Origin of the sequence: Faecalibacterium prausnitzii (genome assembly GCF_003324185.1) — a bacterium.
GTDB lineage: Bacteria > Bacillota > Clostridia > Oscillospirales > Ruminococcaceae > Faecalibacterium > Faecalibacterium prausnitzii.
Window position 1 is genome coordinate 18,241 of the sequence record NZ_PXUP01000007.1, and the last position, 21,708, is coordinate 39,948.

Annotated in this window: 21 protein-coding genes; 7 read left to right on the top strand and 14 right to left on the bottom strand. The window is 58.8% G+C overall.

The window, feature by feature from the left end; all coding sequences use genetic code 11:
* Positions 1–149: 149 nt before the first annotated feature.
* Genes lepA through C7J97_RS05975 form a run of 4 tightly spaced genes read right to left on the bottom strand, consistent with a single transcriptional unit; the run spans position 150 to position 4,530 of the window.
* Entirely contained in the window at positions 150–1,961 is a 1,812-nt protein-coding gene (gene lepA / locus C7J97_RS05960; RefSeq protein ID WP_113992270.1) for a translation elongation factor 4, read from the bottom strand.
* Between the two features lie 19 nt (positions 1,962–1,980).
* Complete coding sequence (alr, locus tag C7J97_RS05965; protein ID WP_113992271.1) at positions 1,981–3,183, bottom strand: alanine racemase; 1,203 nt, start codon at positions 3,181–3,183, stop codon at positions 1,981–1,983.
* Positions 3,164–3,964, bottom strand: coding sequence for a tRNA 2-thiocytidine biosynthesis TtcA family protein (locus C7J97_RS05970; protein ID WP_112090743.1), 801 nt, complete (start codon positions 3,962–3,964; stop codon positions 3,164–3,166). The genes alr and C7J97_RS05970 overlap by 20 nt, the downstream gene beginning before the upstream one ends.
* Positions 3,961–4,530, bottom strand: a complete 570-nt coding sequence (locus C7J97_RS05975) for a hypothetical protein (RefSeq protein WP_113992272.1) — start codon at positions 4,528–4,530, stop codon at positions 3,961–3,963. Before C7J97_RS05975 ends, C7J97_RS05970 begins: the two co-directional genes overlap by 4 nt.
* 313 nt (positions 4,531–4,843) lie before the next feature.
* Between C7J97_RS05975 and rplM the strand changes: the two genes are divergently transcribed.
* The 4 genes from rplM to C7J97_RS05995 all read left to right on the top strand — a co-directional run bounded on the left by rplM (position 4,844) and on the right by C7J97_RS05995 (position 10,466).
* Positions 4,844–5,272: a 50S ribosomal protein L13 gene (gene rplM, locus C7J97_RS05980; RefSeq protein ID WP_005921094.1), complete on the top strand. Its 429-nt coding sequence runs from the start codon at positions 4,844–4,846 to the stop codon at positions 5,270–5,272.
* Positions 5,273–5,289: 17 nt separating this feature from the next.
* Complete coding sequence (gene rpsI / locus C7J97_RS05985; RefSeq protein ID WP_113992273.1) at positions 5,290–5,688, top strand: 30S ribosomal protein S9; 399 nt, start codon at positions 5,290–5,292, stop codon at positions 5,686–5,688.
* A 631-nt stretch (positions 5,689–6,319) separates the two neighbouring features.
* Positions 6,320–8,932 carry an ATP-dependent chaperone ClpB gene (clpB, locus tag C7J97_RS05990; protein WP_112120913.1) on the top strand — a complete coding sequence of 871 codons (2,613 nt, stop codon included), beginning with the start codon at positions 6,320–6,322 and terminating at the stop codon, positions 8,930–8,932.
* Positions 8,933–9,161: 229 nt separating this feature from the next.
* Positions 9,162–10,466, top strand: a complete 1,305-nt coding sequence (locus C7J97_RS05995; protein ID WP_113992274.1) for an HlyC/CorC family transporter — start codon at positions 9,162–9,164, stop codon at positions 10,464–10,466.
* Between the two features lie 65 nt (positions 10,467–10,531).
* On the opposite strand, the gene C7J97_RS06000 is transcribed toward C7J97_RS05995, so the two are convergent.
* From C7J97_RS06000 to C7J97_RS06020, 5 genes are all read right to left on the bottom strand, one after another.
* Complete coding sequence (locus C7J97_RS06000; RefSeq protein ID WP_113992275.1) at positions 10,532–11,332, bottom strand: gluconate 5-dehydrogenase; 801 nt, start codon at positions 11,330–11,332, stop codon at positions 10,532–10,534.
* A gap of 89 nt (positions 11,333–11,421) precedes the next feature.
* Complete coding sequence (kduI, locus tag C7J97_RS06005; RefSeq protein ID WP_113992276.1) at positions 11,422–12,270, bottom strand: 5-dehydro-4-deoxy-D-glucuronate isomerase; 849 nt, start codon at positions 12,268–12,270, stop codon at positions 11,422–11,424.
* Positions 12,271–12,289: 19 nt separating this feature from the next.
* Positions 12,290–13,315: a sugar kinase gene (locus tag C7J97_RS06010; RefSeq protein WP_055185510.1), complete on the bottom strand. Its 1,026-nt coding sequence runs from the start codon at positions 13,313–13,315 to the stop codon at positions 12,290–12,292.
* Between the two features lie 93 nt (positions 13,316–13,408).
* The gene (gene eda / locus C7J97_RS06015) at positions 13,409–14,371 is read right to left on the bottom strand and encodes a bifunctional 4-hydroxy-2-oxoglutarate aldolase/2-dehydro-3-deoxy-phosphogluconate aldolase (RefSeq protein WP_015537391.1); all 963 of its coding nucleotides are present in this window, start codon (positions 14,369–14,371) and stop codon (positions 13,409–13,411) included.
* Between the two features lie 237 nt (positions 14,372–14,608).
* On the bottom strand, positions 14,609–15,517 hold the full coding sequence (locus C7J97_RS06020) for an HAD-IIB family hydrolase (protein WP_113998219.1): 909 nt from the start codon (positions 15,515–15,517) through the stop codon (positions 14,609–14,611).
* 124 nt (positions 15,518–15,641) lie between these two features.
* Here C7J97_RS06020 and C7J97_RS06025 point away from each other — a divergent pair, with 124 nt between their 5' ends.
* Together C7J97_RS06025 and C7J97_RS06030 are read left to right on the top strand one after the other, a co-directional pair.
* A complete protein-coding gene (locus tag C7J97_RS06025; RefSeq protein ID WP_113992278.1) occupies positions 15,642–16,283 on the top strand; it encodes a phosphatase PAP2 family protein in 642 nt (213 codons plus the stop codon).
* A gap of 123 nt (positions 16,284–16,406) precedes the next feature.
* Positions 16,407–17,081, top strand: a complete 675-nt coding sequence (locus tag C7J97_RS06030) for a GntR family transcriptional regulator (RefSeq protein WP_113992279.1) — start codon at positions 16,407–16,409, stop codon at positions 17,079–17,081.
* A gap of 140 nt (positions 17,082–17,221) precedes the next feature.
* Here the strand turns inward: C7J97_RS06030 and C7J97_RS06035 are convergent, their stop codons facing one another.
* Positions 17,222–17,896, bottom strand: a complete 675-nt coding sequence (locus tag C7J97_RS06035) for a hypothetical protein (RefSeq protein ID WP_113992280.1) — start codon at positions 17,894–17,896, stop codon at positions 17,222–17,224.
* Between the two features lie 194 nt (positions 17,897–18,090).
* On the bottom strand, positions 18,091–18,639 hold the full coding sequence (locus tag C7J97_RS06040; protein WP_113992281.1) for a TetR/AcrR family transcriptional regulator: 549 nt from the start codon (positions 18,637–18,639) through the stop codon (positions 18,091–18,093).
* Positions 18,640–18,985: 346 nt separating this feature from the next.
* Between C7J97_RS06040 and C7J97_RS06045 the strand changes: the two genes are divergently transcribed.
* Complete coding sequence (locus tag C7J97_RS06045) at positions 18,986–19,465, top strand: cytochrome C (RefSeq protein WP_113992282.1); 480 nt, start codon at positions 18,986–18,988, stop codon at positions 19,463–19,465.
* A 76-nt stretch (positions 19,466–19,541) separates the two neighbouring features.
* On the opposite strand, the gene C7J97_RS06050 is transcribed toward C7J97_RS06045, so the two are convergent.
* The 3 genes from C7J97_RS06050 to C7J97_RS06060 all read right to left on the bottom strand — a co-directional run bounded on the left by C7J97_RS06050 (position 19,542) and on the right by C7J97_RS06060 (position 21,629).
* A complete protein-coding gene (locus tag C7J97_RS06050) occupies positions 19,542–20,294 on the bottom strand; it encodes a J domain-containing protein (RefSeq protein ID WP_113992283.1) in 753 nt (250 codons plus the stop codon).
* 87 nt (positions 20,295–20,381) lie between these two features.
* A complete protein-coding gene (locus tag C7J97_RS06055; protein ID WP_242983449.1) occupies positions 20,382–21,215 on the bottom strand; it encodes a DUF5685 family protein in 834 nt (277 codons plus the stop codon).
* A gap of 18 nt (positions 21,216–21,233) precedes the next feature.
* The gene (locus C7J97_RS06060; protein ID WP_055185500.1) at positions 21,234–21,629 is read right to left on the bottom strand and encodes a hypothetical protein; all 396 of its coding nucleotides are present in this window, start codon (positions 21,627–21,629) and stop codon (positions 21,234–21,236) included.
* Positions 21,630–21,708 lie beyond the last annotated feature (79 nt).

The window sequence follows — 21,708 nt, forward strand, 5'->3', positions numbered from 1 at the left end:
GGATACAAAAACTGATATATAAATAAATTATAACATATTTAGTAGGAAAAGCAAAGAGTGCATCTCTGCCATGGGCGGATTTCACATTTGGGAGTTCCCATCAAAAAAGGGATGCCGCGCACGCAGCATCCCTTTTGCATATTTGCAGATCAATCGTCGTCGCTGTCCAGCTTGAGCACGGCGGTAAAAGCTTCGCTCGGCAGGGAAACGCTGCCCAGCTGACGCATCTTCTTTTTGCCTTCCTTCTGCTTTTCCAGCAGCTTCTTTTTACGGGAGATATCGCCGCCGTAACACTTGGCCAGCACGTCCTTGCGCATGGCCTTGACCGTCTCGCGGGCAATGATCTTGCCGCCGATGGCTGCCTGCACCGGGATCTCGAACAGGTTACGCGGGATGTTATCCCGCAGCTTTTCGCAGATGCGGCGTCCCTTGGCGTAGGCGTTGTCCCGGAACACGATCATGGACAGTGCGTCCACGGGGTCGCCGTTGAGCAAAAAGTCCAGCTTGACCAGATCGCTCTCGCGGTACTCCTTGAACTCGTAGTCGTAGCTGGCGTAGCCCCGGCTGCGGCTCTTGATGGCGTCGAAGAAGTCGTACACGATCTCGCCCAGCGGCAGCGCGTAGTGCAGGTCCACTCGCACATCGTCCAGATACTTCATATCGATCAGTACGCCGCGCTTGCTCTGGCACAGATCCATCAGACCGCCCACATAGTCGTTGGGAGTGTACAGGTGCACATCCACAAAGGGCTCTTCCTGTTTGACGATATTGCTGGGGTCCGGGTAGCTGGAAGGGTTGTCGATCATTTCCACCGTGCCGTCGGTCAAAGTCAGGCGGTAGCGCACGCTGGGGGTGGTGGTGATGATGTCCAGATCGAACTCCCGCTCCAGACGCTCGGTGATGATCTCCATGTGCAGCAGACCCAAGAAGCCGCAGCGGAAGCCAAAGCCCAGCGCGGCACTGGTCTCCAGCTCAAAGGTCAGGGAGGCGTCGTTCAGCTGCAATTTTTCCAGTGCGTCCTTCAGGTCGGGGTACTTGGCACCGTCGGCAGGGTAGATGCCGCAGAACACCATGGGCTTGACCTGACGGTAGCCGGGCAGCGCTTCTGCGGTGGGGCGCTCTGCCAGCGTGACGGTATCACCCACGCGGGTGTCCTGCACCGTCTTGATGCTGGCGGTCAGGTAGCCTACCTCACCGGCCTGCAGCTGGGCACAGGGGGTCAGAGAGGTGGCACCCATGTGACCCACCTCCACCAGCGTGAACTCTGCGCCGGTAGCCATCATGCGGATGGTGTCGCCGGGCTTTACCGTGCCCTCGAACACGCGGATGTAGACGATGACGCCCTTGTAGCTGTCGTAGATGCTGTCGAAGATCAGCGCCTTTAAAGGTGCGTCCGGGTCTCCGGTGGGTGCGGGGATATCGCTGACCACACGCTCCAGCACCTGATCGATATTCAGGCCGGTCTTGGCGGAGACGCGGGGCGCATCCATGCAGGGCAGGCCGATCACGTCCTCCACCTCCTGCGCCACCTCGTCCGGGTGGGCACTGGGCAGGTCGATCTTGTTCAGGATGGGCACCAGTTCCAGATCATGCTCCAGTGCCATATAGGTGTTGGCCAGCGTCTGCGCTTCCACGCCCTGCGTGGCATCCACCACCAGAATAGCGCCCTCGCAGGCGGCCAGACTGCGGCTGACCTCGTAGGCAAAGTCCACATGACCCGGGGTGTCGATCAGATTGAACTCGTAGGTCTTGCCGTCCTTTGCGGTATAGTTCATGGTCACGGCACGCGCCTTGATGGTAATGCCGCGCTCGCGCTCGATATCCATGTTGTCCAGGATCTGGTCTTCCATAGTGCGCTCGTCCACGCTCTTGGTCAGTTCCAGAATGCGGTCGGACAGGGTGGATTTGCCGTGGTCGATATGTGCAATGATGCAGAAGTTGCGGATGTTGTCTCTTGCCATGTAGTTCCTCCGGGCAGCTTTATGCTTCTAAGATCCAGTCCTCCACGGCCACGATCTGTCCGTGGTCGCGGTAGACGCGGGGCACGCGGCGGGAAACGCCGCACAGCACTTCGTAGGGAATGGTATCAGTCTTGCGGGCAATGGTCTCTGCGGTGTCGCTCACGGTGCCGCCCCACAGGATGGCTTCATCGTCCTCGCGCACATCCGGTACATCGGTCACGTCCACCATCATCTGATCCATACACACCCGCCCCAGCACCGGGCAGGCCTTGCCGTGGATCTCCACCACGCCCTTGCCGCAGCTCAAAAGCCGGGGGTAGCCGTCGGCATAGCCGGTGCAAAGGGTGGCTACCTTGGTGGGCTTTTCGGCGGTAAAGCGGCGGCCGTAGCTGGCGCACTGGCCGGGCTGCATCTCCTTGATCATGCTCACCACGGTCTTGAGGGTCATAACCGGCTTAAAGCGCCCAAAGCGTACCTCGTCGCTGGGGTCGTAGCCGTACAGGATGATGCCGGGGCGCGCCATGCAGCGCTCCCGGGGCAACCCCTCCGGCCAGTCCGGGTGCAGCATGACCCCGGCAGAGTTGTCGCAGTGCACAAGGGCGGGTTCCCGCCCGGCAGCTTTCAGCGCGTGGAAAGCTTTCACGAACAGTGCGTGCTGTTCGGCGGTATAGGCCACATTTTCCGGGGCGGTATCATCGGCCACGGAAAAATGCTGGAACAGGCCGGTCATTTCCAGCCCGGGCAGCGCACAGGCTTCCAGCATCTCCCGGATGGCGGCGTCAAAATCGGTGCGCAGGGCAAAGCCGATGCGCCCCATACCGGTGTCGGCCTTGAGGTGGATATGCACTCTGCCGCCCGCCGCCACGGCAGCTTCGCTCAGGGCGCGTGCCTGCCCAAGGGAGTAGCAGGCCACGGTGATGTCGTTCTGGATCAGGGCGGCGGCGTAGGCGGGCTGCACATGACCCAGAATGAGGATGGGCAAAGTCTGCCCTGCCTTGCGCAGCTGCACAGCCTCGGTCAGGCAGCTGACCGCCAGCCATGCGGCGCCCTCCTCGGCGAACACCCGGGCGCACTGTACCGCGCCGTGGCCGTAGCTGTCCGCCTTGACCACTGCGCACAGGGGCAGTTCCCCTGCCCGGGCTTTTACCTCCCGGAAATTATACCGAAGGGCCTCGAGGTCGATCTCGGCCCAGACGTGTTTTTCAAATGGTTGTTTCTGCATGATCTGTTTCCTTTTTTGGTACGATAAAGCTGCCCCGGCCCGTGTGGACGGGACGCCAGCCGTCAATGCCGCTCTCCTGCAAGGCATGGAGGGTCTTTTGCCGGAAGGCGTGGTCGGTGCGGCAGCGCTCCTGCACAAATTCCTTGGTCTGTTCCCGCACGGTAACGCCGTCGGCGGGGCAGCGGCTCTTCACGATGGGCAAACCCGCCTCCCGCACAGCGCACTGCACCTCGTACTCCGTTGCCAGCAGCATGGGGCGAATGAGGGTGAGGTCCCGCTGGGAGAGGTAGGTCACCGGCGAGAAGCAGCCGATGCGCCCCTCCCGCCAGAGGTTCATATAAAAGGTCTCCACGGCATCGTCCAGATGATGCCCCAGCGCCACCTTGTTGCAGCCAAGCTCCTGCGCGGCGGTGTGCAGCGCGCCCCGCCGCAGCTTGGCGCACAGGGCGCAGGGGTTCTTCTCCTTGCGGTACTCGAACACCACCGGGCCGATCTCGGTGCGGCGCACCTCGTAGGGGATGCCGTGCTGCCGGAACAGCTCTGCCAGCGCGGAGTAGTCCATGGGCTGATGGTCGAACTGCGGGTCCAGCGTGACCGCCACCACCTCGTAATCGAAGCCGATGTACTTGCGCAGCATGGAAAGACCGATGGTCAGCGCCACGCTGTCCTTGCCGCCGGAAACGCCCACCATCACCCGGTCGCCGGGGGCGATCATTTCATAGTCCTGTACGGCCTTGCGCATTAAACCGCAGAGCCGCTGCATTGCACGAAGATCACTCATGACAGGCTCACGCTTTCTACCAGATTGACCACATCGCTGATGGACGCCAGCTTTGTCAGCGCCGAGACATAGACCACATCGCCGCTGTCGTAGGTGATGGTGGCCAGCACGGCGTAGTAGGTGCGGATATCGCAGCGCACCGCCTCTACCGCTGCACCCTCCACGGTCAGGTTGACCTTGCGGGGCTTGATGACGCCGTAGGCCTGCTTGAGGTCGGCTTCCGAGTCCTCGATAAAGCTTTCGTAGCTGTCGGCGGTGCCCCGCTGTAACAAAACGGCCTGATAGTCCTCGCTGTCTGCCGTGTCGGCGGTGGCAAGCTCCAGCACGGTGCCGAGGGTTGCGTCCTCGGTCATGCGGCACACGCTCCACACGCTGCTGTCGTAGTAGACAGAGATGCCGTTCGTGCCGGTATAGTGGGTGTCGGGTGTCGCGGGGGTCTGCCGGTTCACCAGCAGGGTGAGCACCATGTAGGCTGCGATGCCCAGACAGATGAAAATGGCCATCGCCGTCAGCAGCCTGGAACTGCGGCGCTGCGCCGAAGAAGTGCGGTCGATCTCATTTGGCATGGATGTGTTCTCCTTGTGTTGGCAAGGGCAGCTGTGCACCGCCCATATCCTTTATAGTATACCACAACCGCAGCGGGATTTGTAGCGGGCAAATGGCAAAAATATGCCGGTGTGGGCAAAAAACTTTTACAAAAATCGGAATTCAGAAATCAAGAGGATTTGAGAGAAAACAAGCGATTTTGAGAGGTTCAAAAATTTCCGCCGAAAAAATCCAAAAATCATGTTGACAGGCGCGTTTTTGTGTTGTATACTGACACTCGCGCCCCAAAAGGGTGCCTGAAACGTACAAAAAGCTTATCAGGAGGAAATAGATATGAGCACTACTCTCGTAAAGCCCGCTGAAGTCGAGCGTAAGTGGTACCTGCTCGACGCTACCGGCAAGAGCCTGGGCCACGTCGCTGCTGAGGCCGCTGTTCTGCTGCGCGGCAAGCAGAAGGTCGATTACACCCCCAACGTGGACTGCGGCGATTTCGTGGTTGTCATCAACTGCGACAAGGCTGTTCTGACCGGCAAGAAGGCCGAGCAGAAGTTCCACATCACCCACAGCAAGTACATCGGCGGCCTGAAGAAGGTCCAGTACAGCAAGCTGATGGCTGAGAACAGCGATCTGGCTATGACCTACGCTATCAAGGGCATGATCCCTTCCAACACCATCGGTGATAAGGCTCTGACCCGCCTGCACTGCTACCAGGGTGCCGAGCACGCTCACGCTGCTCAGAAGCCCGAGAAGATCGAGTTCTAAGAAGGAGGCAATCGAATATGTACGAAACCAAACCTTATTTCTACGGCACTGGTCGTCGTAAGGATTCCGTTGCCCGCGTTCGCGTTTACACCGGCACCGGTAAGATCACCATCAACGATCGTGATATCGACAACTACTTCGGTCTGGAGACCCTGAAGCTGATCGTCCGTTCTCCGCTGGTCCTGCTGGGCCTGGAGGGCAAGTATGACGTCGTCGTCCGCGTTTCCGGCGGCGGTGTTTCCGGTCAGGCTGGCGCTATCCGTCACGGCCTGAGCCGCGCCCTGCTGCAGCAGAGCGACGAGAACCGTCCTGTGCTGAAGAAGGCTGGCTTCCTGACCCGCGATCCTCGTATGAAGGAGCGTAAGAAGCCAGGTCTGAAGGCTGCACGTCGTGCTCCCCAGTTCTCCAAGCGCTGATTATATTTCAGATGCAACTTTACGGCTCTGCTTCGGCAGAGCCGTTTTTTGCTGCCCCTTTCCCGGAGAACAGGGGAGCACGACTGCGCATCTCCGACGGTTGCCCCGCAAGGGGCGAGCCGGAGGCGCTTATAAAACATTGCTCAAGCATCGCGTGCAGGGCGCAGCCCTGCCAGCGATGCTCCCCAGTTCTCCAAGCGCTGATTATATTTCAGACGCAACTTTACGGCTCTGCTTCGGCAGAGCCGTTTTTTGCTGCCCCTTTCCCGGAGAACTGGGGAGCACGACTGCGCATCTCCGGCGGTTGCCCTGCAAGGGGCGAGCCGGAGGCGCTTTTAAATCCTTGCTCAAGCATCGCGTGCTAAAACAAAAAGCATGGGTTTGCGTCTATTCTGCAAACTTTTTATGAACCCTATTGACAAAGTGGGTGAATAGGAGTATATTTTTAGCAGTCGAGCAGATAGAGTGCTAAAAACAAAACAAACTGCTCCGTAGGAGGCGTGCAAGACCATGAAGAAGAACATCTGTATAATCAACTCACGGCTCTGCCGCCGCCGGGCGCGGAGCTGTTAGCAAAGAACTTATCCGTCCGCTAAAATAAACCTTCCGGTATGAATGGAGGCTTGACTTTATGAATACCAATCAATATACCCAAAAGACCCTTGAGGCTTTGCAGGCAGCCCAGCAGCTGGCTGTGGAGTATCAGCACAATGCGCTGGAGCCCGCCCACCTGCTGCACGCACTGGCTGCGCAGGAAAACGGCCTGATCCCTCAGCTGCTGCAAAAGCTGAACGTTGACCCCGGCAGCTTTGCCGCCGCCGTGGCGGAAAAGCTGTCAGCGCTGCCCCGGGTGTCCGGCTCCGGTCGCGACCCCGATAAGGTCTATATCTCGCAGGCCACCGATAAGGTGCTCAGTGCCGCCGCCCGCGAAGCCAAGGCCATGAAGGACGACTTCATCAGCGTGGAGCATCTGTTCCTTGGCCTGCTGGACGAACAGGACCAGACCACCAGTGAGCTGTTCCGCGCCTTCAACCTGAAAAAGGACGCCTTTTTGCAGCAGCTTACCGCCGTGCGCGGCAACCAGCGGGTGACCACCGATAACCCGGAGGACACCTACAACGCACTGCAGAAGTACGGTCAGGATCTGGTGGAACTTGCCCGCAAGCAGAAGCTGGACCCCGTCATTGGTCGAGATCAGGAGATCCGCAATGTGATCCGTATCCTGTCCCGTAAGACCAAAAACAACCCCTGCCTCATCGGTGAGCCCGGCGTTGGTAAAACCGCCATCGCCGAGGGTCTGGCGCAGCGCATCGTGCGTGGCGATGTGCCCGAAAACCTGAAGAACCGCACCGTGTTCAGCTTGGACATGGGTGCTCTGGTGGCCGGTGCAAAGTACCGCGGCGAGTTCGAGGAACGCTTAAAGAGCGTGCTGAACGAGGTGAAAAAGAGCGAGGGCAAAATCATCCTCTTCATCGATGAGCTGCACACCATCGTGGGTGCCGGTAAGACCGACGGCGCTATGGACGCAGGCAACCTGCTCAAGCCCATGCTGGCGCGCGGCGAGCTGCACTGCATCGGCGCGACCACGCTGGACGAGTACCGTCAGTATATCGAAAAAGACCCCGCACTGGAGCGCCGGTTCCAGCCGGTGCAGGTGGATGAGCCTACCGTGGAGGATACCATCTCCATCCTGCGCGGCCTGAAGGAGCGGTATGAGGTGTTCCACGGCGTAAAGATCAACGATAGCGCCCTGATCGCCGCTGCCACCCTTTCCGACCGCTATATCACCGACCGCTTCCTGCCGGATAAGGCCATCGACCTTGTGGATGAAGCCTGCGCCATGATCAAGACCGAGATGGACAGCATGCCCAGCGAGATGGACGATCTGGCACACCGCATCACCCAGCTGCAGATCGAGCAGGTGAGCCTGAAAAAGGAGACTGACGCTCTGAGCCAGAGCCGTTTGAAGGATCTGGAAAAGGAGCTTGCCGAATTGCAGGATAAGTTCCGCAGCATGAAGGCAAAGTGGGAGAACGAGAAGAACGCCATTGGCAAGGTGCAGACTCTGCGCGAGCAGATCGAGCAGACCAATGCCGCCATCGAGAAAGCCCAGCGCGAGTACGACCTGAACAAGGCCGCCGAACTGAAATACGGCAAGCTGCCCCAGCTGCAAAAGCAGCTGGCCGAAGAGGAAAAGGTGGCTGCCGCCAAGAAGGAGGACAGCCTGCTGCGTGACCGCGTGACCGACGAGGAGATCGCCCGCATCGTGGCACGCTGGACCGGCATCCCGGTGGAGAAGCTGGTGGAGGGCGAGCGCGAGAAGCTGCTGCATCTGGACGATGTGCTGCACCAGCGGGTCATCGGTCAGGACGAGGCTGTGACCAAGGTAAGCGAAGCCATTCTGCGCAGCCGCGCCGGTATTGCCAATCCCAACCGCCCTATCGGCAGCTTCCTGTTCCTCGGCCCTACCGGCGTGGGCAAGACCGAGCTGGCTAAGGCACTGGCACAGGCACTGTTTGACGACGAGCGCAACATGGTGCGTATCGATATGACCGAATATATGGAGAAGTTCAGCGTCAGCCGTCTGATCGGCGCGCCTCCGGGATATGTCGGTTATGAAGAGGGCGGCCAGCTGACCGAGGCTGTGCGCCGCAAACCTTACAGCGTGGTGCTGTTCGATGAGGTGGAAAAAGCTCACCCCGATGTGTTCAACATCCTGTTGCAGGTGCTGGACGATGGCCGCATCACGGATAGTCAGGGCCGCACCGTGGACTTCAAGAACACGGTCATTATCCTGACCTCCAACCTTGGCAGTGATATCATCCTGAACGATCTGGAGCAGCGCCGTGCGCAGGGCTCCAACGAGCTGAGCGAGGATGCAAAGCACCAGATCGACCTGTTGCTCAAGAGCAAGTTCCGTCCCGAATTTTTGAACCGTCTGGACGAGATCGTCTACTACAAGAGCCTGACCAAGGACGAAATGCGCAAGATCGTGGATCTGCAGCTGCAGGATCTGCGCAACCGCATGGAGGAGGGCAAGCACCTCAAGCTGGAGGTCACCACCGCCGCCAAGGACTTCATCATTGATTCTGCCTACGACAGCGTCTATGGTGCACGTCCCATCAAGCGCTTCATCCAGAGCCGCGTGGAGACCCTGATCGCCAAGGCCATCATCAAGGGCAGTTATGCCGAGGGCGATACCCTGACGGTGGATTATGACGGCAGCGCATTGGTTCTGCGTTAAAATTTACCGGTTTTGTACATGGAGTACAGGCCAAACGCTTGCACCCGTGTGCAGAATATGTTATTATAGAAAATAACATTGATGTGCTTTTCATCGTGGAAATGGCAACGATGGAAAGCACATTTTTGTATACGGAAAAGCCCGCTTGGCACGGTTGAAGCACAATGAAAATACAACGGGCAAATAAATCTAAATTTAAAACAGAAAGTTGAGTGTGATTCCCCTTTTTATGGACGATGGCAGTATGACGCTCTGGGTAGCGCTGGTAGTATTGGTGGTATTCTCCGCCTTTTTCTCCGCATCCGAGACCGCATTTTCTTCCCTGAATCAGATCCGCCTGAAAAGCCGCGCCGAGGACGGCGATACCTCTGCCGCCCGGGTGCTGGAAATGGCTGAAAAATACGATAAGCTGCTTTCCACCATCCTCATCGGAAACAATATCGTGAACATTGCCGCAGCCTCCATTGGCACCATCCTTTTCACCAAGATGCTGGGTGCAGAGCGGGGCGCTACGGTGTCCACCATGGTGCTGACCGTGGTGGTGCTGATCTTTGGCGAGGTGACCCCCAAGAGCCTTGCCAAGGAGATGCCGGAAACGGTGGCCACCGCAGTTGCGCCGGTACTGAGCCTGCTGATGCTGGTGTTTACCCCGCTGACATGGCTGTTCAGCCAGTGGAAGCGCTTTCTGGGGCACTTTGTCCACAGCACCGAGGAGGACACCATCACCGAGGGTGAGCTGATGACCATGGTCAGCGAAGCCGAGAATGACGGCGAACTGACCGACCGGGAAAGCGAGCTGATCCGCAGCGCCATCGAGTTTGATGATGTGGAAGTGGAAGAGATCCTGACCCCCCGCGTGGATGTGATCGCGGTGGAGGACGATATGCCGCTGGAAGAGGTGGCACAGACCTTTGCGGAATCCGGCTACTCCCGTCTGCCGGTGTACCACGACACCATTGATAACATCATTGGTGTGGTACATGAAAAGGACTTCTACATGGCACGCCTGAAAAAGGAGACCAAGCTGGAGGATCTGGTCAAGCCCACCCTCTACACCACCGGCTCCACCCAGATCTCCCAGCTGCTGCGCACCCTGCGTGAGCAGCACCATCACATGGCTGTGGTGGTGGACGAGTACGGCGGCACCGAGGGCATCATCACGCTGGAGGACATTCTGGAGGAGCTGGTAGGCGAGATCTGGGATGAGCACGACGAGGTGACCGAGGACTTCCGCAAGCAGTCGGACGGCAGTTGGATCGTGCTGGGCAGCGCCGGTGTGGATGACCTGTACGAGCGGCTGGGTCTGCCGGAGGACGAGGATATCGACTCCAACACGGTGAACGGTCTGGTGCAGGAAAAGACCTGCCGCCTGCCCAAGGTAGGCGACCGCTTTACGCTGGGCAGCTACGACGGCGTGGTCACCCGCACCGCCAAGCGCCGCGTGACCGAGGTGCGTCTGACCCCGGCGGAAAAGCCTGACACCAAAAAGGACGAAGAGGAAAAAGGCCACTTTGGCAGAATGACCTCTAAATAAAACGGTATAAAGCACAACACCCCCGGCACTGCAAAAGCAGCGCCGGGGGTGTATTTTATGGGCTTTTACTTAGGCTGGCGGCCAATATAGGCCAGAATGCCGCCATCGGCGTAGAGGATCTGGCCGTTCACGAAGTCGGATGCGTGGCTGGCAAGGAACACGCAGGGGCCAACCATGTCCTCCGGCTCGCCCCAGCGGCCTGCGGGGGTCTTGGCAACGATGAAGCTGTCAAAGGGATGACGGCTGCCGTCCGGCTGACGCTCACGCAGGGGAGCGGTCTGGGCGGTGGCAATGTAGCCGGGACCCATGCCGTTGCACTGGATGTTGTACTCGCCGTACTCAGAGGCGATGTTCTTGGTCAGCATCTTCAGCGCACCCTTGGCGGCAGCGTAGGCAGAGACGGTCTCGCGGCCCAGCTCGCTCATCATGGAGCAGATGTTGATGATCTTGCCCGCGCGCTTTTCCATCATGTCGGGCAGCACGGCCTTAGAGCAGTTGAAGGCACCGCCCACATGCACGTCGATCACCCGCATAAAGTCGGCGTGGCTCATCTCGATCATGGGCACGCGCTTCATCAGACCGGCGTTGTTCACCAGAATGTCCACCGGGCCGACCTCGGCCTTGATCTTTGCCACCATGGCGTTTACGGCGTCCTCGTCGGAAACGTCTGCCACATAGCCGTGGGCGTCGATGCCGGCAGCCTTGTAGGCGGCCATGCCCTTTTCTAAGCTGGCCTCAGAGGAGCAGTTGAAGCAGATGACGGCGCCGCACTTGGCCATGCCCTCTGCGATGGAAAAACCGATGCCGTGGGCACCGCCGGTGATCAGGGCTACCTTGCCCTGCAGGTTGAATGCAGACAGATCCATGAGGTTCTCCTTTTTCACAGTATCCAAGTTAATTTTTTAGCAAAACGCCCCGTGCCGGTTTCCCGGTACGGGGCGTTTGATTGGTGCTTTTAGCGCAGGTCAGTGGTAGCGATGTTGTCCATGTCGTCAAACTCCATGTTCTCGCCGCCCATTGCCCAGATAAACGTATAGTTTGAGGTGCCTACGCCGCTGTGAATGCTCCAAGAGGGGCTGATGACAGCATCCTCGTTGTGCATCACGATGTGGCGGGTCTGGGTAGGCTCGCCGCACATATGGAACACCACCTGCCCCTCGGGCAGTTCAAAGTAGGTATAGATCTCCATGCGCCGCTCGTGGGTGTGGCTGGGCATCGTGTTCCAGTTGGAACCCGGTGCCAGCTCGGTCATACCCATGCTCAGCTGGCAGGTATTCAGCACATCCGGGTGGATGAACTGGTTGATGGTGCGCTTGTTGCAGGTGTCCACACTGCCCAGCGGGCGGTGGTTTGCATCAGCCATCTTGATCAGACGGGTCTGGTAAGCGCAGTGTGCCGGAGCAGAGACCATGTAGAACTTGGCGGGATGCTCCGGGTCGGCGGAAGCAAAGGTGACTTCCTTGGTGCCCTGCGTAATGTACAGGCAGTCCTTATAGCCCAGCTCGTACTTTACGCCGTCGGCCACCACGATACCGGTGGAATCCTTGCCGATGTTGAACATGCCGATCTCGCGGCGCTCCAGAAAGTAGTGGGTGCCGAAGTTGGCCCAGATGTCGATGCCCTTGTCGATGGACACGGTCTCGTGCACCGGCATGCAGCCCAGCGTGACCATACGGTCCACGTGGCTGTAAACGGCCACCACTTCATCTGCCTTGTACAGGCCGGTGATCAGCATCTCGTCCCGCATTTCCTCGGTAGTATAGCGCTTAAAATCCTTCTGGTTGCAGGAATAACGGATATCCATGGCGGACTCCCTCCTGCTCTTAGCGCTGGATACGGCCGGAACCGTCGCCGCCGGCCAGCTTCTCGACCTCGGACACGGTCATCATGTTGTAGTCGCCCTCGATGGAGTGCTTCAGAGCGGAAGCTGCAACTGCGAACTCGACAGCCTCCTGGGTGCTCTTGCCGGTCAGCAGGCTGTAGATCAGGCCGCCGCCGAAGGAGTCACCGCCGCCAACGCGGTCGATGATGTGCAGGTCGTACTTCTTGGAGAAGCAGTACTCGTTGGAAGCAACATCGTACAGCATAGCGCTCCAGCCGTTGTCGAATGCGCTGTGGCTCTCACGCAGGGTGATAGCGACCTTCTCGAAGTGGAACTTGTCAGCCAGCTGCTTGGCAACGCTCTTGTAGCCCTCAGCGTTCAGCTTGCCGCCGTAGATATCGGTAGCCTCAGCCTCGATGCCGAACACGTCCTTTGCGTCCTCCTCGTTGGAGATGCAAACGTCAACGTACTGGCACAGATCGGTCATGGCAGCGCGGGCCTGCTCACGGGTCCACAGCTTGCCGCGGTAGTTCAGGTCGCAGCTGATCTTCACGCCGTGAGCCTTAGCAGCCTTGCAGGCCTCGCGGCAGATCTCGACAACGTTCTCGCCCAGAGCCGGGGTGATGCCGGTGAAGTGGAACCAATCCACACCCTCAAAGATCTTATCCCAATCAAAGTCGGAGGGCTGAGCCAGCTGGATGGCGCTGTTGGCACGGTCGTAGATGCAGACGGAACCACGCTGAGAAGCGCCCTTCTCGTTGTAGTAGATGCCCACACGGTCACCGCCGCGGGTGATCATGCTGGTATCAACGCCGTAGCGGCGCAGGCTGTTGACAGCGGCCTGACCGATGGCGTGTGCGGGGAGCTTGGTGACGAAGGCTGCGTCCAGACCGTAGTTGGCCAGAGAAACAGCAACGTTGGCCTCGCCGCCGCCGAAGCTGAACTCCAGGCTGTTAGCCTGAACGAAACGCTCGTAGTTGAAGGGCTGCAGACGGACCATCAGTTCGCCAAAAGTAACGACTTTCATTGGTTATTCTCCTTTATATCAGGTGTTTCATTCATCCCGCCGCAGGGCATACCCGCTGCGGCGGGGCTTTTACGGTAAAAGGGGGACAGGCGCTTATGCCTGCACCAGATGGAAGGCAAAGCCGGCGATCTCGTCTGCCATGTAGCAGGCAACGGTCTTGCCGTTCTTCACGTTCTTGCTGTCCAGATCGAACTTCACGCCGCGCTGAGACAGGTGGTAGATGGCACGGTCCACGTTGTTGCAGCCGATGGCGATGTGGCCATTGGTGCCGCGGCCGGGCTTCTTCATGATCTCGAACTCCTTGTTGCCGACAAAGATGCTGGAGTTGCCGGGAGCGACCTTCATGTTCAGCATAGCGCCGATCAGGTTAGCCACCTTCATGGCCTCCTCCTCGTTGTCGGTGTTGATGCCGACATGCAGCAGCTTCAGGCCCAGCATGGTGTCAACAGCTTCCTTGCTCTGTGCAGTGATCTTTGCCCAGTCGCCGGCCTTGATCACATCGCTCTTGCACATCCAGGTGCCGCCCACGGCAAAGATCTGGTCATAGCCCAGATAATCGTTGACGTTCTTGGCGTTGACACCGCCGGTGCACATCCAGCGTGCGCCCTTCAGGGCAGCGCCGATGTTCTTCAGCATGCCCACGCCGCCGTTTGCCTCAGCGGGGAAGAACTTCAGGGCCTCGCAGCCCATGTTCATGGCCTGCTGCATCTCGCCTGCGGAGCAGGTGCCGGGCATCATGATGCCGCCCTTGTCGATGACGTGCTTGCAGACCTCGGGGTCGAAGCCGGGAGCAACGATGAAGGAAGCACCGGCAGCCATAGCACGGTCGGCCTGCTCGCAGGTCAGAACGGTGCCGGCACCCAGCAGCATCTCGGGCATCTCCTCGTGGATCTTGCGGATGCACTCTTCAGCACAGGCAGTGCGGAAGGTGACCTCAGCTGCGGGCAGACCGCCCTCAGCCAGAGCCTTGCACAGGGGCAGGGCCTCATCAACGCTGTTGAAAGCGATAACAGGGATAATGCCGATCTGATAGACCTTTTCTACGATGGGATTCATAACGCATTTCTCCTTTTATATTTGAACTCTCTCGGTGCGTCGGGTTTGCTCCAGTGGGCGCAATACCCCCATACGCGCTTATGATACTAGTATAAACGAACAGTCCGTCTTTGGTAATACTCAACAAGCACAATGTTTTGCATAAGAGCTTGTATACATTGCACAAAAATGACGAATGACCCGAAAAATCGGGGCAAATGCCGGTAAAAATGCTGGAAAATTGCTGCAAAAACTGGCTCAGATGCCAAGGGTTTCCAGTATCTCGGCCACGCCGTCATGGTCGCAGTCGGCTTTGCTGACAAGGTGCGCCAGCGCCCGGATCTCCGGCATGCCGTTGACCATCACAGCGGCTACCCCGGCCTTTTGCAGCATGGCGCGGTCGTTCTCACTGTCGCCCACCGCAAGGGTGCATTCGTGGGGGACGTCCAGCCGGTCGGCCAGTGCGCGCAGCGCCTCGCCCTTGTCCACACCGGCAGCGGTCACCTCCACATTTTTCGGCGACCCCTGCACGATCTCCACGCCCGGGACGGCGCGGAAGCGGGGCAGCGCAGACGCAGCCTGCTGCGGGGTTTCAAAGAATACGCAGAGCTTTTCAACGGCAAAGGCGTTGCGGCTCATCCACTCGGCTGCGTCCCGCAGAATGGTAAAGCGGCCATCGTTGGGCTGGCACGCTTCGGTGCCGTCCTTCTTTGCTGCCCGGGCAGCGGCCAGCGCTATGCTGTGGGCATCGGTGCAGGCGTATCCGTCCGAGAAAATGCGCAGGTCGGCGTGGCAGCTCTCGCAGACGGCAAAGGCTTCGCGGGCAGTCTCCACCGGCATCAGGCTGTGCAGCAGGCAGACCGGGGTGCTGGTGCGGTGCTCTTTTGCGTTGGAATAGCGGCTGTACACTGCGCCCACGGGGTCGGTGCCCAAATCCCACACGGCGGCACCATTGCAGGTGATGACGTAGCGGATGCCGGGCAGCTGCGCCACCTCCGGCGGCAGACTGGCCAGCGGACGGCCGGTGGCGGGCACGATGTACACGCCTTTATCCACGGCAGCTTGCAGGGCGGCGCGGGTGCGGGGGGTGACGTGCCCCTCGCGGTTCAGCATGATGCCGTCCAGATCCAGCGCGACCAGACGGATGGCGGGAAATTCTTGTGGCATGACGTACTCCTTTTATAAATAAGATGCAGCTTGCTTTTATTGTATCGCAGGGAAAACATTTGCGCAAGTGGACGGAATGTGCTATAATAACACGTCAATTCACATAAAAAATAGGAGAAACGACATGAAACTTAGCCAACTGCGCAGCCGGTGCCGCCCGCATTTGTGGTACCAGCTGTACTGGGTGGTGTACCTGATCTGGTTCTTCTGGCTGGACCTCACCGTCACCGCCCCGAAATATATCCTGCACAGCCCGCTGGACGATCTGATCCCCTTCAACGAGTGGTTCGTGCTCCCCTATTGCAGCTGGTTCCTGCTGCTGGCGGGGGTGACGGCGGCGCTGTGGTGGTGCGATACCGCCACCTACGATAAGCTTTGCCTGACCATGTTTTCCGGCATGACCTTCTGCCTGATCGTGTACATGATCCTGCCCAACGGGCTGGAACTGCGCCCTGCTGTGGAGACCCTTGGCAGGGACAACCCGGCGCTGCGGATCATGCAGCTGCTGTGGAAGGCGGACGCCGCCGTGAACGTCTGCCCCTCCATCCACTGCCAGAGCTCTGCCTGCATGGCAATGGCCTTCAGCCACAGCAAGCTGGCAGAGGGCAAGCCTCTGCGCAAGGTGCTGGCGTGGGCGTGGGCGGCGCTGATCTGCCTGTCCACCGTGTTCACCAAGCAGCACTCGGTCATTGATGTGGCCTGCGGCTTGGCGGTGGCTTTTGTGTGGCTGCCGGTGATGTACCGCCCGGCGCGGGCACTTCATTGAACAAAATAGCAAAAAATTGCCCTTGATTTTCGGTTGCTCCTGCTATTGACAGTTGCCCGGCAGTTGGGTAATATGGTCATATACTAGTATATCACCAACTGACCCCGAAGGGAGAACACTGCAATGGCATCTTTGAGTGCGAGGGAACAGGCGTATCAGACCATCCGCAGCCGGATCATCACCATGGAGCTGAAGCCCGGCGACCCCCTGAACGACAGGGAACTTGCGGAGCAGATGGGCATCAGCCGCACCCCCATGCGGGAGGCGCTGATCATGCTCAACATTGCCCACATGGTGGACATCAAGCCGCAAAGCGGTACCCATGTGGCGCCCATCGACCTGAAGCGGATGGAGCTGGAGCAGTTTGCCCGCTTCACCCTTGAAAAAGAGATTTTGAACCGCGTGCGCGGCCGCTTGACCGACCAGCAGGAGCAGGAATACCGGCAGGTCATCGAGAACTACCGCTTACTGGAAGCCGACCTGACCCAGCCGAACCGGGAGACCCGCCTGCTGGAACTGGACAACCAGTTCCACCGCAAGGCCTTTGAGATCACCGGTATGGAGGCGCATTTTGACCATATGCTGAGTGAGCTGCAGCATGTGGAGCGCATCCGCAAGTTCAGCTTGCAGACCAACGAGAACAAGTCCGTCTGCGCCGCCCACACCCGCATTCTGGAAATGGTGCTGCACGGCACCGCCGATGAACTGGGCGAAGCGCTGGAAAGCCACCTGAACCGCTATAAGCTCTCGGTGGAGCAGGCCCGCAGCGTCCACCCGGAGTATTTCACCGAAGGGTGAAAAGAAATTGTTTAAATATGGCTCCAAACACCTGCAGGTGTTTTGGAGCCATATTTATTTATACAATATAAAAAGCCCGCCGGCAGAGCAGTGCATCGCTGTCTGTCGGCGGGTTTTCTATTAAGCAGCGGGGGAAAAGGTTAGTTCTGCTTGCCGGCCTCAGCCTTCATGGCGTTGTAGCCGATGAGCACGGTCCAGACGTAGGCGCAGGTCTTGGGGATCATCAGCATCCCGATCAGGGGGTTGACGTCTGCCCACAGCACCACGGGGATATAGAAGCCGAAGCTCAGCACGATGGTCAGCCACATCCAGCGGAAAGCCTTATCGTTGTTCTGTTTGGCGCTGCGGTAGAACAGCACGATGATCAGCAGACCCAGCAGGGCAAAGGGTACATTGCGCAGGATGCCCCATGCCAGCGGGGTGTGGTTGGTGAGCCACTGGTTCTGCGGCATCATGCACAGCACGATGCGCACGGCGGACAGGGCGTACACAGCGGCGGTCACGTTCTTCTGCCCTTCGATCTGGTAGCGCTTGCGCCAGACGTAGTACAGCAGCACATAGAACATGGTCATGGTCACAGAGGTGATCCACTTGCCCAGACCCAGCGGCACGGCGTAGCTTTCCAGACCAGTGGTGCACAGCGCCAGTGCGCGGGGCACCAGATGGAAAGAGTCGCCCGCGCCCAGCACAACGGCCATCAGGCCGAACAGACGGAACTGGGTGCCCGCCTTGCTGCCGCGGATCATGCGGATGCCCACCGTAAGCACGGTGACCAGATAGAAGATGTCGAAAACGGTTTCAATGATTGCTCGCATACGTTTGTCTCCTTTGTTTGTTTTGATTGCAGTTTTTTGATTTTATAGGGAGCCGGCGCGGCAGAGCCGTACCGGAGGCATCGTAGGGAAAAGGGCTTGCAGTAGTATGGTCTGCGGGGCGCAAAAACCAAATTGAACAGTGTTCACATTCGGACTTAAAAAACTCCCACAAGACTTGTGGGATGTTTTTTTGTTTAATAAATGGTTCTGCGCACGATCTCCAGCACTGCAGAGGGGTCGAAGTTCTGCTGCACCACCGCGGACAGCATCAGGGAGAACAGGATGCCCGCAAACTGTTCCGGGGTGAACTGCTCGGTAAAAGCGCCCGGACGGACTTTGGCATCGTGGCACAGCACGTTGCACAAAGCATCCAGAATGTGCTGCCATGTCTGCCGCATCTGCTGCTTGCCGCCGGCAGTGTCCTGCTGCACAAAGCCCAGTGCATGGTGGGTGAAGAAGCCGGGATATTGCTGGCAGCCGTATTCCATCTGCCGGTACATCCACTGGATGCAGGACCGGGTGTCCTGAAACACAGTCTCATCCTCCGGGTGGTGGAAGATGTCGTTCCAGATGCTTTCCACCGCCGCGCTTACCAGCTCGGTCTTGGAGCCGAAGTAGTTGTAGATGCAGCCCACGGAGACCCCGCAGGCTGCGGCGACCGCACGGATGTTGACCGCTGCCCAGCCGTTTTGCTGGATCAGCTCCCGGCTGGTTTTCAGGATGTCCGCTTTGGACGTTGCCATTGGATTCGTAAGCTCACCTCCCAACATGAACGCTGTTCACGATGCATAGTATACAGCGGCGGCTGGCGGCTGTCAAGGGGAAAATAAAATTATCTGCGCCGTTATCCCGCAGCCACATAGGGAAAAACAGCCGGAATGTCAACGATATGATTCAAGTTTACATCTCCTAAAATGTGCCAAATTCATGTCAAAATAGTAACAATTCTTATTTTATCGTTAATTTTTAACGAAAAAAGCTTGCTTTTTTCGTCAACGTGCGTATAATGGAAGGACATCAGACAACCGATGCAGCTGGTATGCTGCCGGGGGCCTGACACCAACAAAAGAAGAAAAAGGAGATTTCCCTATGAAGCTCAAGACTGTTGCAATTGCCGCTGCCGCTCTGGCACTGGCTGTCGGCATGACCGCCTGCGGCGGCTCTGCCTCTACCGCTGCATCCTCCACCGCATCCTCTGCTGCTGCCTCTTCCGTGGCTGCTTCCTCCGAAGCTGCTTCCTCTGAGGCCGAGGCTGCTTCTGCCGAGTACACCGTGTACAACACCACCGGCAGCAAGGTGACCGAGCTGTACCTGTACGATGCAGGCTCTGAGGACAAGGGCGAGAACCTGGCAGGCGAGGGTCTGGCTGACGGCGAGAGCATCGTCATCACCCGCGATGTCGAGGCTGACAAGCAGGCTGACGTTGTCTACGTTCTGGAGTTCACCACCGAGGACGGCAATACCCAGAGCTTTGACACCCTGCACTACGAGGTGGCTCCCATCTCTCTGAAGAGCGTGGACGCCGCTGCCGGTGCTACCGCCATCGCTTTCGAAGCTCCCCAGAAGTAAGAGCAAACCCTTACATTTGTAAGCAGAAAAAGGCTGCTGCACCGTGCGTGCAGCAGCCTTTTTGTATAAAATCATATCACATACGGAACCCACGGAAGCCCCAGCCGCCGCAGCAGCAGTTGCACAGCAGGTTCAGTAAAATCATGCTCCAGCACCAGCGCAAAAGCCCGCCGGGCTGGGCGTAGGTGGTCTGGGTGCGGTAGGTTTGGCCGGGGTTCTGCATCCGGCGCAGGTGCATCTGGTACTCGGTGTTGTTTGGGTCCAGCTGCACGGCGCGGCGGGCGTCCTGCAAAGCGTCCACGCTTTTGCCCAGACCCTGATTGGCCAGCGAAGAGAGATAGTACCACCGCGCGTTGCGGCCGGTCATGCCGTCCAGCACCCGGCGCGCTTCGACGTAGCGGCCGCTGGCCACAAAGTTGCGGGCGGCTTGCATCTCCGGGGTATCTGTACCGGAAGCACTGGGCCCGGCCTGCTGGTAGCCGCCAAAGCCAAAACCAAAGCCAAAGGGGTCGAAGCCCTCAAACCCGTCAAAGCCGTCAAAACCGGTGTAACCGTAGTTCTGCTGGCCGTAGCCCTGCTGCCCGTAGCCTTGCCGGTTATAGCTTTGCTGCTGGTAGCCGCCGTAGGGGTTGCCGCCCATCTGGGGGCCGGTATCGCCCTTGGTAATAGCGTCGTAGGCGGCCTGCACCTCCTTGAAGTGCTCCTCCGCCGTGGGGTCGTTGGGGTTCAAATCCGGGTGCCAGCGCTTGCACTTGGCGCGGTATGCTTTTTTGAGCTCATCGTCGCTTGCGCCGCGCTGAACGCCCAGCACCTCATAGGGATCTCTCATGCTCGGTATACTTCCTCACTCATTATACTGACGGTACAGCGCCACTGCACCATATCCGTTTTATTTTACCGGAATATCGGCATAAAATCAAGACACATCGGGCTTTCCGGTGCGTTTTGCGTTTTTGCAGTTGTATTTCAGCCACACGCCGGAATACAGGATGTTGCGCAGCAGATCTGCGTCCTCCACGCAGGGCAGACGCTCAAAGTTCTGCGCGCAGCGTGCCAGCAACAGCTCAAAGATGTCCAGCATCTCTTCCTCATAGTCCGGGTGGGTGCTCAGCTCCCGCAGGGGGTTGTACGCGCCCCTGCGCTTGTCGCGGGGCAGGTCGTCGTAGGCGTCCAGCAGGTAGATGAACTTGCCCAGATGGAAGCCGATGCTGCGCAGCTCCGGTGCCCAGCGGTCCTGCCGGTAGTCGAACAGCTCCGCCATCAGGGTGCCGAAGCAGCCGGACACTGCATCAAGGTCGGTGCTGCCGGCGGCTTCGTACTCGGCAAGCTTGGCAAGACACGAGCGGATCGCATTGCACTGGCGCGGCCAGCGCAGGGCGGCTTCGGCGGTGCTGTTGTCCAGCAGGGCGCTGTACCCCAGCGCCAGCAGATTGCGGTCGTCCTGCCATTTGTCCTGCGCGTTGTAGTAATGCAGCGCCACGCTCAGGTCGGCGCAGTAGTCGGTAGGGCCGGCGCTGCGCCAAAGTACACCGTGTACCGGGTGGATGGGACAGCGGTTTATACCGCTGTCTGCGGGGGTCTCGCCCTCGTACAGGCTGCACAGCAGAATGTTCAAAAAGGTCAGGTCATAACTCAGGCTGAACCGTCCCCGCAGCCCGTGCAGAGCATCGATGCGGCGGCACAGCCCGCAGTAGGCCGAGCGGTAGCGGCTCTGCGCTTCGGGGCTGAGGGCGGCCCGATCCGGGATCACATATCCGAACATGGCGGCTCAGCTCTTTTTGATGAACTGGGTGCCGCAGCGCGGGCAGGAGATCTGGATGCGTCCGCGTCCCCGGGGCACCCGCAGCTTCTGGCGGCACTGGGGGCAGCGGTAGTAGTGGTACAGCTTGCGGTTGGCCCACTGCTCCTTCAGGCTGCGGAACTTGTTATTGAACCGATCCTTCAGGCTGTAAAAGCGGTAGTTCTCCTCGGTGCGCTTGGAGATATTGCGGCTCAGGCTGCGGTAGTAGCACAAAATCAGCAGTGCCGCGCCCAGCCATGTGAACAGGGAAACGCGGGTGAGCAGCGATACCAGCAGCATCACGATGGAACTCATGCTCAAAAACTGGTTCAGGCCATCGGTGCCGTAGCGCCCGATCATGAATTGACGGAATTTTTCTCTCATAGGTTTTCGCATCCTCTTCTCTGGGGCTTTACACACGGAAACGCAGGGCAGCAGTGCCGCCCTGCGGAATACTTTGTAC

Bases quoted from the DNA above. Each gene is read 5' to 3' on its own strand.
- lepA (WP_113992270.1), bottom strand. From the start codon at position 1,961: ATGGCAAGAGACAACATCCGCAACTTCTGCATCATTGCACATATCGAC.
- alr (WP_113992271.1), bottom strand. From the start codon at position 3,183: ATGCAGAAACAACCATTTGAAAAACACGTCTGGGCCGAGATCGACCTC.
- C7J97_RS05970 (WP_112090743.1), bottom strand. From the start codon at position 3,964: ATGAGTGATCTTCGTGCAATGCAGCGGCTCTGCGGTTTAATGCGCAAG.
- C7J97_RS05975 (WP_113992272.1), bottom strand. From the start codon at position 4,530: ATGCCAAATGAGATCGACCGCACTTCTTCGGCGCAGCGCCGCAGTTCC.
- rplM (WP_005921094.1), top strand. From the start codon at position 4,844: ATGAGCACTACTCTCGTAAAGCCCGCTGAAGTCGAGCGTAAGTGGTAC.
- rpsI (WP_113992273.1), top strand. From the start codon at position 5,290: ATGTACGAAACCAAACCTTATTTCTACGGCACTGGTCGTCGTAAGGAT.
- clpB (WP_112120913.1), top strand. From the start codon at position 6,320: ATGAATACCAATCAATATACCCAAAAGACCCTTGAGGCTTTGCAGGCA.
- C7J97_RS05995 (WP_113992274.1), top strand. From the start codon at position 9,162: ATGGACGATGGCAGTATGACGCTCTGGGTAGCGCTGGTAGTATTGGTG.
- C7J97_RS06000 (WP_113992275.1), bottom strand. From the start codon at position 11,332: ATGGATCTGTCTGCATTCAACCTGCAGGGCAAGGTAGCCCTGATCACC.
- kduI (WP_113992276.1), bottom strand. From the start codon at position 12,270: ATGGATATCCGTTATTCCTGCAACCAGAAGGATTTTAAGCGCTATACT.
- C7J97_RS06010 (WP_055185510.1), bottom strand. From the start codon at position 13,315: ATGAAAGTCGTTACTTTTGGCGAACTGATGGTCCGTCTGCAGCCCTTC.
- eda (WP_015537391.1), bottom strand. From the start codon at position 14,371: ATGAATCCCATCGTAGAAAAGGTCTATCAGATCGGCATTATCCCTGTT.
- C7J97_RS06020 (WP_113998219.1), bottom strand. From the start codon at position 15,517: ATGCCACAAGAATTTCCCGCCATCCGTCTGGTCGCGCTGGATCTGGAC.
- C7J97_RS06025 (WP_113992278.1), top strand. From the start codon at position 15,642: ATGAAACTTAGCCAACTGCGCAGCCGGTGCCGCCCGCATTTGTGGTAC.
- C7J97_RS06030 (WP_113992279.1), top strand. From the start codon at position 16,407: ATGGCATCTTTGAGTGCGAGGGAACAGGCGTATCAGACCATCCGCAGC.
- C7J97_RS06035 (WP_113992280.1), bottom strand. From the start codon at position 17,896: ATGCGAGCAATCATTGAAACCGTTTTCGACATCTTCTATCTGGTCACC.
- C7J97_RS06040 (WP_113992281.1), bottom strand. From the start codon at position 18,639: ATGGCAACGTCCAAAGCGGACATCCTGAAAACCAGCCGGGAGCTGATC.
- C7J97_RS06045 (WP_113992282.1), top strand. From the start codon at position 18,986: ATGAAGCTCAAGACTGTTGCAATTGCCGCTGCCGCTCTGGCACTGGCT.
- C7J97_RS06050 (WP_113992283.1), bottom strand. From the start codon at position 20,294: ATGAGAGATCCCTATGAGGTGCTGGGCGTTCAGCGCGGCGCAAGCGAC.
- C7J97_RS06060 (WP_055185500.1), bottom strand. From the start codon at position 21,629: ATGAGAGAAAAATTCCGTCAATTCATGATCGGGCGCTACGGCACCGAT.